6 protein-coding genes are annotated in these 12,963 nt (G+C 71.2%); 5 read left to right on the forward strand and 1 reads right to left on the reverse strand.

The features are described 5' to 3' along the window. The first annotated feature begins 462 nt into the window (after positions 1 to 462). From ABH925_RS17875 to ABH925_RS17885, 3 genes are all read left to right on the forward strand, one after another. Complete coding sequence (locus tag ABH925_RS17875) at positions 463 to 660, forward strand: DUF5988 family protein (protein WP_370149225.1); 198 nt, start codon at positions 463 to 465, stop codon at positions 658 to 660. A gap of 357 nt (positions 661 to 1,017) precedes the next feature. Then, the gene (locus ABH925_RS17880; protein WP_370149227.1) at positions 1,018 to 2,304 is read left to right on the forward strand and encodes a beta-ketoacyl synthase N-terminal-like domain-containing protein; all 1,287 of its coding nucleotides are present in this window, start codon (positions 1,018 to 1,020) and stop codon (positions 2,302 to 2,304) included. A gap of 108 nt (positions 2,305 to 2,412) precedes the next feature. Beyond that, positions 2,413 to 8,787 carry an SDR family NAD(P)-dependent oxidoreductase gene (locus ABH925_RS17885; protein ID WP_370149039.1) on the forward strand — a complete coding sequence of 2,125 codons (6,375 nt, stop codon included), beginning with the start codon at positions 2,413 to 2,415 and terminating at the stop codon, positions 8,785 to 8,787. Positions 8,788 to 8,862: 75 nt separating this feature from the next. Here the strand turns inward: ABH925_RS17885 and ABH925_RS17890 are convergent, their stop codons facing one another. Next, positions 8,863 to 9,741, reverse strand: coding sequence for an alpha/beta fold hydrolase (locus ABH925_RS17890; protein WP_370149041.1), 879 nt, complete (start codon positions 9,739 to 9,741; stop codon positions 8,863 to 8,865). 117 nt (positions 9,742 to 9,858) lie between these two features. Here ABH925_RS17890 and ABH925_RS17895 point away from each other — a divergent pair, with 117 nt between their 5' ends. Continuing rightward, a complete protein-coding gene (locus tag ABH925_RS17895; RefSeq protein WP_370149043.1) occupies positions 9,859 to 11,835 on the forward strand; it encodes a BTAD domain-containing putative transcriptional regulator in 1,977 nt (658 codons plus the stop codon). 656 nt (positions 11,836 to 12,491) lie between these two features. Then, positions 12,492 to 12,962 carry a hypothetical protein gene (locus ABH925_RS17900; RefSeq protein WP_370149044.1) on the forward strand — a complete coding sequence of 157 codons (471 nt, stop codon included), beginning with the start codon at positions 12,492 to 12,494 and terminating at the stop codon, positions 12,960 to 12,962. The last annotated feature ends 1 nt before the right edge of the window (position 12,963 follow it).

A 12,963-nucleotide genomic window follows, 5' to 3' on the forward strand; every position in this document is an offset into this window, starting at 1 on the left:
GCAGGCCAGTTTCGCTGTTCTGGAGCATTTCGTGCTGTCTATTGCGGCCCGCTGCCGGTTATCATCGAATCGTGTCGCTTGCGTCCAATCCTGGCGGCGGTCGAACGTGACAGAGTCGATGTATGAGGATCTGCCCCGGGGGGAGACGGCGCTGGTTTGTCGTGTGTGGGCTGCCGCGTCCCGTCGCTGGCCGGGGCCAACACTGCGGCGCTGTACGTGGAACAGGTCCGGGGCGCCCGCGAGGTTTATTGCGGTAATCGTGGGGAAATTCGGCGATCGAAATAGACGCATACTAACTTATTACGATTGAGCGCCCCCGGCGCACATCTGTTGCCGTTGCTGTGATCCTGCCCGCGCCCTTCCCTTGGATGGTATTTGGGATATCGTGACTGGATAGGGCCGGATTTTCCTCGGGATTTCCCGCTTTGTGCATATGGGAGGGGTGGTGCCATGCCTCTGTCCATGCTTGTGCTCCTGCGGGGTGGTCCGGATGACCTTCCCCAGATCTGGGAGGTGTCGGCCTACGGGGCCGATGACCGGATAAAGGTTCCTCGTTTGAATGGATATGAGCATTTCGAATTCTTTCATGAGTTCGAGGAGATAGGTGGCATGAACATGCCAGTCTATCGCTGGTCGTACCGGACGGCTATCGCCGAGTAGTTCCGTCGCCGACGCGGCGCGTTCTCCGGCTGTGCGGACCGCGACGCGACCGGGCCTGATCCCGCTGCGCAGCGGGATCAGGCCTACTGCACCACCTATCAAGCGGCCGGGGCCGGCGTGCAGTCACCCCTCCTCACGCCGGCCCTGGCTCAGTCACACGCGGCCACCAGAAAGCCATCGATGCCTTCCGGCTGGTCCGCGGACCGGCTATCCACGCGGAGGCGAGTACCCCATGGACGACATATCCACCTCAGGGACGGCGGCAAAGACGATCATCCTGTGCCGGCTCGGCGGGTGTGCCTCGTGACCGGGGCGAGCGGCGGCGCAGGCCGCGCGGGCACGCGTGCGCTGGACGCCATGGTCACCGGAATGGGGTTCTGCCTGCCGGGCGACGACGAGCCGGTGTTCACCGCCGACGACCTGTGGGACGTTGCCTCCCACGGACGTTCCTGCCTCCGACACGACGGGGTCTACTACGGCTCGGTGGACCTCCCTGCCGCCGCCTTCAACGAACGGCTGCCCGACCTTCCCGGGGTGTTCTCGCGGCACTACACCGACGCACACCGCTTCGGCCTGGTGTCCCTGGTCGAGGCATGCGCCGACGCCGGACTCGACATCCGCAGCGGCGACCTGTCCCACGCGGCTGTCCTGGCCGGTCGAGGGGGAATCGACGCCAACATCGGCAGTTACCTCGCCGTCCTGGAGGCCGACGCGGAGACGACCACGCCGCTGCAGGCGATGGACCTGTTCGTCAGAGCCCAGCAGGCCCTCACCCCCTCTGACGTCGCCCTGGTCCAGGGGGCGTTCACCCGTACGACCGGCCCCTGCTTCACCGTGTCGTGCGGCTGCGCATCCTCCGCCGTGCAGGTCGGCAACGCCCGCCGCATGATCGCCGACGGCGAGGTCGACCTGGCCGTGGTCACCGGCGTCGATGTCTTCAGCATGGGCGTGATCCAGAACGTCCAGCGGCTGCTGCACAGTGCCCAGCGCACCTACGATTCGATCCGCGTGGCCGGGATGCCGGAGCTGCTTCCCTCCTTCAACCGTCTGATGCGCCCCTACGACCGGCGTGCCAACTGCGTGAACCACGGTGAGGGCTCGGTGACGCTGGTACTGGAGAGCCGCGCGCATGCGCACCGGCGCGGGGCACACGCCTACGGCCAGGTCCTGGCCCACGCCATGACCCGTGACGGTCTGTCCAACCCGCTCGCCAGTGACCAGAACGGCCTGTCCCTGGTCGCGGCCATCCGCTGCTGCCTTACTGACCGGTGGGAGATCGGGCAGGTGCCCTACATCCACGGCGGCAGTGACGGCGACGTGGTGGTGACCGCGTTCGAGTCGAACGCGGTCGGGCATCTGTACGGTGCGGCGTCGGCCGACCTGCTGATGACCTCTCAGGAAGCGTGTTTCGGCCACAACGGTGCGCCGTCGGGCGCCCTGGGTGTGGCGCTGACCCTGCTCATGATGGAGCACGGCGAAGTGTGCCCCACCGCGAACTGCGAGCAGCCGGCCGACAACCTCACCTTCGACCCCGTTCCCGGTTTCCGTACCCGGGCTCTCGACTTCGACTACGCGCTTACCTGCAACTACCAGATCGGCGGCGTCAAGAGCGCGATCCTGCTCGGCACACCGGACGCGGCCTGACCGGTCCGGTCCCCCGCGCCACGGGCACCCGCCCACGCATGCCCGTACCCGCCGTTTCCCCCGCGGCGGTCCCGAGCCGTCCGAGCACCCAGAAAAGGGGCCCCCGTCGTGGGACACCAGCTCACCATCAGGCAGGCCCCCTCGCACATCGCCGTCATCGGCATGGGCTGCCGGACACCTGGTGACGTCGACTCGCCCGCTGCCTTGTGGCGCCTCCTCCTGGACGCGCGCGACGCCGTCGGGCCGCCCCCGGCCGAACGCGCGCACCGGAGTCCGGCGGGCACCGGGCACGGCGAGGCCGGCCCGCCGCTGTGGGGCGGGTACCTGCGGGACGTCTCGGGCTTCGACGCGGACTTCTTCGGCGTCTCCGGCAAGGAGGCCGACGTGCTGGATCCCCAGCACCGGCTCCTGCTGGAGGTTGCCTGGGAGGCACTGGAGCATGCCGGAATCGCGCCGGACCGGCTGGCCGGAACGGCTACGGGCCTGTTCGCGGGGCTGAGCTACACCGACTACATGGAAGCCCTCGCCGGCCAGCCGCGGGAGCTGGAGGGCTCGATTCTGACGAACGGTCACTGCGTGGCCGCCGGAAGGGTCTCCTACCTGCTCGGGCTGAACGGGCCCTCGGTCGCCCTGGACACCGCGTGCTCCTCCTCTCTGGTGGCCCTGCACCTGGCCTGCCAGTCGCTGCACAGTGAGGAGAGTGATCTCGCTCTGGCCGCAGGAGTAACGCTCCTACTCGGGCTGCGGACCACGAGGTCGTTCCAGCGGATGGGGATGCTCTCGCCCTCCGGCCGCTGCCGTACCTTCGACGCCGCAGCGGACGGCTTCGTACGCGGCGAGGGCTGCGGCGTCGTCGTCCTCAAGCGTCTGGCCGACGCTCAGCGCGACGGCGACCGCGTCCTCGCGGTGGTGCGCGGCTCAGCGGTCAACCAGGACGGCCGTTCCGACGGCCTGGCCGCGCCCTCACTACTCGCCCAACAGGCCCTGTACCGGCACGCCCTGACGCGGGCCGGAACCGATCCGCGTGAGGTGGGAATGATCGAGGCGCACGGTACGGGGACACCGGTCGGGGACCCCGTCGAGTTCGCCAGCCTGGCCGAGGTCTACGGGGTGGGCCAGGGCCGGTGCGCGCTCGGCTCGGTCAAGACGAACCTGGGCCACCTCGAGCCGGCCGCCGGGGTCATCGGCCTGATCAAGGCAGTGCTGTGCCTCCAGCACGGGCTCATCCCGCCCAACCTGCACTTCACCCGCTGGAACCAGGCCATCGCCGCAGAGGGAACCCGCTTCTTCGTCCCCACCGAGCTGGGCAGCTGGCCCACCCGGACACACTCACGCCTGGCCGCGGTCTCCTCCTTCGGCTTCTCCGGTACCAACGCCCATGTGGTCCTCGAACAGGCACCACAGGCACCACCACCGCGCGCACCCGCCGTCACCCCCGGGCCGCGGCGGAACACACCCGCCACCAGCCCACTGGGCCAGGCGACCCGCCGCAGCGCCCGCTGCGAGGTCTTCCTGGTCGCGGCCGGATCGCCGGGCGTGCTTCCCGCCGCAGCGAACCGGCTCGCGGCCTGGCTCGAGGGCGACGGGGCCACCGCCCCGCTGCGCGACATCGCGCACACCCTCGCCCTGCGTCGTTCCCCAGGCCACGGCCGCCTGGCCGTGGTTGCCGCCACGCACCACGACCTGACCCTCGCCCTGCGCGCGTTCGAGGCCGGACGGGCCCACCCGGGCGTGGTCTGGGGAACGGTGGGCGCCGGAATCAGCCGGCGCCCGGTCTGGGTGTTCTCCGGGCACGGCTCGCAGTGGCCGGGCATGGGACGCGGCCTGCTGAAGCAGGAACCGGCGTTCGGCGCGGCCCTGGCCCTGGCCGACACGCTGATCGCCGCCGAGGCCGGGTTCTCCGTCCTCGACCTGGTCGAGGCCGGGGGACCGGTGACCGGCTGCGCCCGGGTGCAGCCGGTACTGTTCGCCCTGCAGACCGCACTGGCCGCGACCTGGCGCGCGCACGGCGTCGAGCCGGCCGCCGTAGTGGGCCACTCCATGGGCGAGGTGGCGGCCGCCGTCGTCACCGGAGCACTGTCCCTGGCCGACGGCGTCCGCGTGATCTGCCGGCGCTCGGCCCTGCTCAGCCGCATAGCCGGGGCCGGCGCGATGGTCACGGTCGCGCTGGACCGCGCCGCCGTCGACGACGAACTCGCCGCCCACCGCGCCACCGGGTCCGTGTGCGTGGCGGTCTGGGCCGCACCCGCGTCGACCGTCGTCGCCGGCACCCCCGGTGAGGTCGAGCGACTCGCCGCCCTGTGGCGCGCCCGGGGCATCGCGGTCCACCCGGTCGCCGTCGACATCGCCTCGCACTGCCCCCAGGTCGACCCGCTCCTGGCCGAACTCGCCACCGCCCTGGCCGATCTCACCCCACGCCAGCCCGCCCTGCCCTTCTACTCCACGGTCCTGGAGGACCCGCACCGGACCCCGCTGTTCGACGCCGCCTACTGGTGCGCCAACCTGCGCCGACCGGTCCGCTTCACCTCCGCGATAGCCGCGGCGGCCACCGACCGCCACCAGGTCTACATCGAAGTGTCTCCCCAGCCCGTGGTCACCCACGCCATCGCACAGAGCCTCGCCGGCCTTGTCCACGATCCCGTCGTCCTGCCCACGCTGCGCCGCGGCGAGGACGAGTCGACGACGCTGCGCACCCAGCTCGCCGCTCTGCACTGCAGCGGTGTCACCGTCGACTGGTCCACCCTGTACGCCGATGCGAACCTCGTCGACGTACCACCGCTCACCTTCGACCGACGCCGCCACTGGGTCGGGACAACCACACCCGCCCCCCGCCCCGCCGACTCCCCGGATGCCCGCCTTCCGGGCAGACACACCGAGATCCCCGGCCGGCAGCTGCGCCACTCCTGGAGCGCCGACACCGGAACGGCAACCCTGCCATGGCTGGCCGACCACCGCGTCCACAACAGCCCCGTCCTTCCCGGCGCCGCCTACTGCGCCCTGGCACTGGCCGCCGCCTGCCAGTCCCTGGACGCCGCCCCCCACGAGGTCGAGGCAGTCGACATCCACTTCCGCGCGCTGATGCCGCTGGCCGACCACACCGCCATCAGCACGACGACCACCCAGCTGGCGCCCGACCGTGCCGACTGCACGGTCTTCGGCCGCGACCACGACGGCGCCTGGACCGAACACGCCACCGCCGTACTGCACCGCACCACCGCGCTCCCGCAGGAGCCACCCCAGTCCCCGGCAGAGCTGGCCGCGCAGCACCCGGTGGCCCTGGACGCCGCAGCGCTGTACGCCGGCTTGCGAGCCCGGGGCCTGGAACACGGTCCCGCGTTCACCGGCATCACCCACCTGCGCGCCTCGACACGGGGCGACAGCTTCTGGGCCCGCCTCACGGTGCCGGCAGTCGCGCAGACTCCACAGCACTCTCTGGGTATCCACCCCGTACTGCTGGACCTTGGCGCGCAGCTGGTGGTCGCCGCACTGATCCGCGAACCGGGCCGTGGCCTGGTCCTGCCCGTTCACGCGGACCGGGTACGGATCCTCGGCGACCCCGCCACCGCCAGGTACGGCCGCGCCCGCATCACCTGGACCGACGCCGACGGCATCGTCGGAGACGTGACGCTGCTGGACCAGGACGGCCGACCCGTGGCCGGCATCGACGCGCTGCGCTTTGTCCGCCGCAAGGCGGGCGAGGACTCCGCCGTCGACCGCTGGTTCCTGCAGACCATCTGGCAACCCGCCCCGCACCAGGAGGCGGCAGGACCGCCCGACGCAGGAAGCTGGCTCATCATCGGCGAGGGCGACGGCTCCGCACAACGGCTCGCCGACGCCCTGAGCACGGCGGGGGCGGCCATCGCCGTCCTGGACGCCCCGGTCGACGCCGACCCCCCGCTGCAGCTCGAGGATCCGCTCACCCGGAACAAGGCCGCCACGGCCACAGCGCCAACGGCCGTGGTCATGCTCTGCGCACCTCCCACGCCCGGACCGGACCCGGGCACAGCAGCGCTCCAACGCACCCGCCGGCTGCTCGCCGTCGTGCAGGCCGCCGCCGCCCGCACCCAGCCCCCGCGCGTGTACGCCGTCACCCGGGCCGCGCTGAGCCTGGACCCCGCACAGGCCCCCGACCTGCCCCAGAGCGCTCTGCGCGGCCTCATCCGGGTCCTGACACACGAGCACCCCGACCTGCACGCCACCCTCGTGGACGCTGATCCGGCCGACGCCGACCTGGCAGCTGTCGCCCGCGAACTCCTCGCCCGAGCGCCCGAGGACGAGGTCGCCCTGCGCGGTTCCACCCGCCACATCGCCCGCCTGGCCTACGCCCCGCTCAGCGACAGCGAACGGACGCACGCCACGTCCTGCACCGTGCGCTACGGCACCGACCGCTTCCGGCTGCGTGCCGCACGTCTGGGCGACCTCGACGCCCTGGAACTGACCACGGCCATGCCCCACCCGCCAGGACCCGGCGAAGTAGAACTGCGCGTCCAGGCCGCGGGTGTGAACTTCCGCGACGTCCTGACCACCATGGGCCTGCTGTCGACCGACCCGGACGCCGGAGACCGCATCGGATTCGAGTGCGCAGGCGTGGTCACCGCGCTGGGACCCGGCGTCGAACACCTCAAAGTCGGCGACAGCGTCCTGGCCGCCGACCTGCGCGGCGGCGCCTTCGCCTCGTTCACGACCGTCGCCGCCACCGCGGTCGCGCGCGTCCCCGCCGGAATCAGCGTGACCACAGCAGCGACACTGCCCACCGCCTACCTCACCGCCTGGTACGCGCTGCGCCACGTCGGCCGGCTCACCGCCGGAGAACGCGTGCTGATCCACTGCGCCACCGGCGGGACCGGACTCGCCGCCGTCGCCGTCGCGCGCCACCTCGGCGCCGAAGTCCTGGCCACCGCCGGCAGCGAGGAGAAGCGCAGCCACCTGCGCGCCATGGGCATCCACCAGGTGATGGACTCCCGAACGCTGGACTTCTCCCGGCAGACCCGCGCCGGCACGGGCGGCCAGGGCGTCGACGTCGTCCTCAACTCGCTTTCGGGCCAGGCGATCCGGGCCGGACTGGAAACCCTCCGTCCCTTCGGCCGGTTCGTCGAGCTGGGAGTCCGCGACATCCTCGCCGACACCCCGCTGGGACTGGCACCGCTGCGCCACAACATCACGATGAGCACGGTCGATCTCATCGAACTGCACCACGACCGCCCCGACGTCTTCGCCGCCGTGATGCGCGAAGTCCTCGCCGAAATCGAACACGGCAGCCTGGCGCCCCTGCCGTGCCGGGCCTACCCACTCGCCGACGCGGGCGACGCGTTCCGCCTGATGGCCGCCGCGGGCCACATCGGCAAGCTGGTCCTGACCGTTCCGGACCGCGGCGAGACCACCGCCGTGCAACGCAAGCAGCCTTCCCCAGTCCAGCCCGACAGCGCCTACCTGGTCACCGGCGGTCTGCGCGGCGTCGGCCTGGCCACTGCCCACTGGCTGGCGCGGCAAGGCGCGAGCCACGTGGTCCTCAACGGCCGCACGCCCCCGTCCGTCGCCACCGAGCAGGAGCTCACGTACCTGCGCGAACGTGGAACCCGGATCACCGTCGTGCTCGGCGACATCGCCGATCCAGGCACCGCCCAACGCCTGGTCGCCGCCGCAACGGCTGACGGCCTGCCGCTGCGTGGCGTGGTGCACGGCGCGATGGTCCTCGACGACGCCGCGATCACCAACATCACCGACGACCAGCTGGAGCGGGTGTGGCATCCCAAGGCCACCGGCGCCTGGCTCCTGCACCAGGCCACCGACGCGCTCGCCCTTGACTGGTTCGTCCTGCAGTCCTCCATGGCCTCGCTGCTCGGCAATCCTGGCCAGGGCGCCTACGCCGCCGCCAACGCCTGGCTCGACGCGTTCGCCACCTGGCGCACCGCACAGGGAAAACGGACGCTCGCCGTCAACTGGGGCCCCTGGGGCGAGACCGGCGTCGCCACCGGATTCGCCGCCCGCGGCTACCAGACCATTACCACCGAGGACGGCTTCCGCGCTCTCGCGGCACTCCTGGCCCACCAGCGGGTGCGCACCGGCGTCATCCCCGGCGACCCCGACACCTGGATCCCGGCAGCCGGACGGCAGTCCTCCCTGTTCAGCCTCCTCGCCCAGCAACACGGTGAGGCAAGTGGACCCACCATCGCCCGCGACATCCGCGGCGAGCTCACCACCCTCGAACCCGGACTCGCGCGACGCACCGCCCTGGAGCACTACCTGGCCGAGCACATCCGCACGGTGCTCCGGCTGGGAAGCACCACCCTCGATCCCCAGACGCCGCTGACGGCGCTCGGTTTCGACTCCCTGCTCAGAATCGAGCTCCGAACGCGCCTGGAATCCGGCCTGGTCGTCAAACTCCCCAGCGACTTCCTGCAACGGCACCCGACCCTTGCGTCCCTCGCCGCCGGGGTGGCCGCGCAGCTGGGCCTGAGCCTTCACACGGACGAGAGCCGGTGACCCGACGCCGTGTCCATTGGCATCCAACGAGTTGCGGGGCGAGTCCAGCGGGCGCCCGGCCCCGCGCCTCGGGCTTCAGCGGGCGAGGAGGTCTCGAAGTGCCTTGGCGATGTCAGCGGGGGCTTCTTCGGCCATGAAGTGGCCGCAGGTGACGGTGGTGTGCCGCAGGTCCGGTGCCCAGGCGCTCCACAGGGCTGCCGCATCGAAGCCGAGGGTGGCGCCCCAGTCCTGCTGGAGCACGGTGACCGGCATCCGTAGACGGTTGCGGGCGTCCCGGTCGGCCTGGTCGTGGGTGACGTCGATGCCGGCGGAGGCGCGGTAGTCGGCCACGATCGAAGGCACCGCGTCGCGGCAGGCATCCAGGTAGGCGGTGCGGACTTCGGCGGGAATCGCCTGCGGATCGTTGGTCCACATGTCGAGGAAGTGACCGAAGAAGGCGTCCGGACTGGCGGCGATCATCTGCTCGGGCAGGCCCGGGGGCTGGGCCATCAGGTAGAGGTGGAAGCCGACGGCAGCAGTGACACCGCGCATCACCTCCCACATGTCCAGCGTGGGGAGCACATCGAGGCAGGCCAGGTGAGTGATCGTCTCGGGGTGGTCGAGCCCGGCGCGGAAGGCGACCAGGGCGCCGCGGTCGTGCCCGGCCAGCGCGAAGCGCTCATGCCCCAGCGCACGGGCCAGGGCGACGATGTCGGCGGCCATGGTGCGCTTGGCGTAGACGTTGCCGTCGGTCTCGACAGGCTTGTCGCTCGCGCCGTAGCCGCGCAGGTCGGGGCAGATCACGGTGTGGTCGGCCGCGAGGTCGGCGGCGACATGGCGCCACATCAGGTGTGTCTGCGGAAAGCCGTGCAGCAGTACGACCGGGGTGCCCGAGCCGCAGACGGCTGCGTTCAGGGACACGCCGTCCGCGACATGGACGCGCTGGTACGTGAAACCGGTGAGGGAAGGCGCCATGGTTTCGCCCTTTCTCCATAGGTGGCCAGGTGCCTCACAGCCTGCCGGGCGCGGATGAGCATCGAGTGAGCGCGCTACCGTGACCAGGAACGATGCCTCCAGAAAGGGCGGTCAGGGGTGGAGGTCGCGTTCGGGGTGCTGGGGCCGGTGGTGGCCTGGGACCATGCTGGCGGTGCGATCGCGCTGAAGGGGCCGCGGCACCGCGCGGTGCTGGCCAGGCTGATTGTCGCCCGCCGCCGCGTCGTCCCGGTCACTCGCCTGGTTGAGGACCTGTGGGAGGACCCGCCCGCTGATGCGGTGGGCGCGGTACGCACGTTCGTGGCCGCGCTGCGCCGTGCGCTGGAGCCGCAGCGCCCGCCCCGTACTCCGGCCCGGTTGCTGGTCACCGAGGGCCCGGGGTACGCGCTGCATGCCGAGCCAGGCGCGGTGGACGCCTGGCGCTTCGAGCAGGTGGTGGCCGCCGCCGCGACCGAGCCACCCCAGCATGCTCTCGCCCGGCTGGAGGAGGCGCTGGGGTGGTGGCGCGGCCCCGCCTACGCCGACTTCACCGAGGAGACCTGGGCCCGTGCGGAGCGCTCGCGCCTGGGTGAGCTGCGGTTGCACGCCGTCGAGCGGCAGGCTGAGGCCCGGCTGGCCTTGGGGCTCGCGGGCGAGGCGGTGCCGGATCTGGACGCGCACGTGGCTGAGCACCCCTGGCGCGAGGACGCCTGGCGACTGCTGGCCCTCGCGCTGTACCGCACCGGTCGCCAAGGCGACGCGCTCGCGGTGCTGCGCCGGGCACGAACGCTCCTCGTTGAACAACTGGGGGTGGATCCAGGCCCGCGCCTGCGCCGCCTGGAGGCGGACATCCTCGACCACGCGGACCACCTCGACCCCGCATCCGGGCCCGGCGGTCCGGCGGCGCGGGTGTGGGCGCAGGCGGCCGCGGCCTACGACCGAACCGTGGCATCCGGCGCCCGGGCGCGATTGGAGTCGACGGTGAGCCTGCTGCGCAACCTCGCGGTGACCGGAGGCGGGGGCCTTCAGGCCGCTCGCCAACACCGCTTGGCGGCCATCACGGCGGCGGAAGAACGCGGCGACGCGGAACTGACCGCCCGCGTGATCGGCGCCTACGACGTGCCGGCGATCTGGACCCGCGTCGATGACCCACAGCAGGCCGCGTGGGTCGTGGCGGCGGCCGAGCGCACCCTGGCTGCCCTCTGGCCGGGTGCGCACCCCGCCGCGCAGGCCCGCCTGCTGGCCACGATCGCACTGGAATCACGCGGCACCCGCTCAGCGCGCGGGCCCCAAGCCGCCCAACAGGCGGAGCAGATCGCCCGGCGCTTGGACGACCCCGCGCTGCTGTCGTTCGCCCTCAACGGAGTGTTCATGCAGAGCTTCCACCGCGCGGGTCTGGCCCCGCACCGGGACGAGGTGGGCGCCGAGCTCGTCGCCCTGTCCGCCAGGAACGGCCTGGCCACCTGGGAAGTGCTTGGACACCTCATCCGGCTCCAAGCCCGCAGCGCCCTCGCGGACTTCCCAGCAGCCGACGGGCACGCGGCCGCTGCGGACCGCCTGGCCGAGCGTCATGAGCTGCCGCTGGTGGGCGTGTTCACCCAGTGGTACCGGGCCCTGCGGCTCGCCGCGACGGGCGGGACATTGGCGGCCGAGGTGGAAGCGGCCTACCAGGACGCCGCCGCGCGAATAAACGGAGCCGGCATGCCCGGACTGGAACGCGGGCTGCTGCCGCTCGCGCTGCTGTCCCTGCGCGTGCGGCACGCACAACCTGCCCAGACCGACGGATACACCGACTGGGGACCCTACGAACCATGGGCCCGCCCTCTGGGGCTGCTGGCCCAAGACCGCCGCGGTGAGGTCACAGCGGCGCTGCGTCAACTTCCGGACCCGCCCCGCGACCTGCTGTTCGAGGCCCTATGGTGCCTGGCCGCACGAGCGGCTATCGCCGTCGGCGACCGGAAGACGATGGAGCGCGCCTACACCGAGCTCACCCCCGCAGCGGCGGAGCTCGCCGGGGCAGGCAGCGGCCTGCTCACCCTGGGTCCGGTCTCGAAGCACCTCGACGACCTCGCTACCGCCCTCCGGCATCCTCGGTGAGCCCCGACGCCTACGGCATCGACGAAGGACAACTCGACGTACGGACCGACTGGGTTCAAGCCCACCGGTACAGACTCGCCCGCAGCCATAAGCGCCCCTGGCCCGCTCATCTCGCAGGACTGGGTTCGGTGGCACAGAACCGCAGCGGACTGAATCCGCTGTCAAACGACTCGATTGGATGGCAGCGGACACCGCGAACCGCTCAACCCACGTGCATCCGCTCCACCTTGGATCACGGCGTTACTTGAATATCCCAGGGCCGCGCTCGGGTGGGACAGGCCTGCTAACAGATCTGGGATACAGCGGTCTCAGTAACACGGGCCCGAACCCGAGCAGCTGAAGATCAGTGTCTCCACCGGCGTCACCGCGACCAACTCGGGTTCCGCGTACCAGAACCCCACCGGGGGATGCACCGGAGCCAGCTGCTGGGTCACCGGTCTTCCCACGACGGCAACCATTGCCCCCCCGCGAACGCAGGATCCTCCGATTCCAGGTCACCGTCCCCTCCGGCAGCTCAATACCTGGCCGGCATCACAGCGGAACCCGCCTCACCCTCCGTTGCCACGGTCGGCTCCAACGGCCAGGCATCAGCCAGAGCGATCATCATCAAGAAGGTCACCGCGGGGGTTGCCATCACCGTCGGCTCACGGTCGCAGATGACCACAGCCCTGGACGTGTCAGCGGTCTCAGCGGGGTGGATCGGGCAGGCAGCCCAATTGTCCATTCCGGTCAGCAACGTCGGCCAGACTTTTGTCAGAGCAACCGGAACTGTCTCCTGCGCCACCAGCGGCAGGCGCCACACCTACGACGTGATCATGAGTACCGTCCTGCCCGGCGACCACGCCGTCCTTGCCGTCAATGCTCCAGACCTCACCAGCGGATCCACTCCGTGCACAGTACGGCTGGATGACGGCACCGATCACCCCGTCACCTGGTCCGGCACCGTGAACCTGCCACATGGCGCCGTAACAAAGCTCGTCCACACGAGTTACGGCGCGTATACGGCGCTGCCGGACACCACCGCACCTCCCTGGGCCGTTGCGCTGATCGTTGTTGGCGTGCTCGTCCTTGCAGCCCTGCTTGCCCTGCTGGTCCTGCGTCGCAGCCAACGCAGGCAGGGGCGATGAT

Source organism: Streptacidiphilus sp. EB129 (genome assembly GCF_041262645.1).
Classification (GTDB): domain Bacteria; phylum Actinomycetota; class Actinomycetes; order Streptomycetales; family Streptomycetaceae; genus Streptacidiphilus.

Excerpts from the sequence above, each read along its gene's own strand:
- ABH925_RS17875 (WP_370149225.1), top strand. The coding sequence starts at position 463 with ATGCTTGTGCTCCTGCGGGGTGGTCCGGATGACCTTCCCCAGATCTGG.
- ABH925_RS17890 (WP_370149041.1), bottom strand. The coding sequence starts at position 9,741 with ATGGCGCCTTCCCTCACCGGTTTCACGTACCAGCGCGTCCATGTCGCG.
- ABH925_RS17900 (WP_370149044.1), top strand. The coding sequence starts at position 12,492 with ATGACCACAGCCCTGGACGTGTCAGCGGTCTCAGCGGGGTGGATCGGG.
- ABH925_RS17880 (WP_370149227.1), top strand. The coding sequence starts at position 1,018 with ATGGTCACCGGAATGGGGTTCTGCCTGCCGGGCGACGACGAGCCGGTG.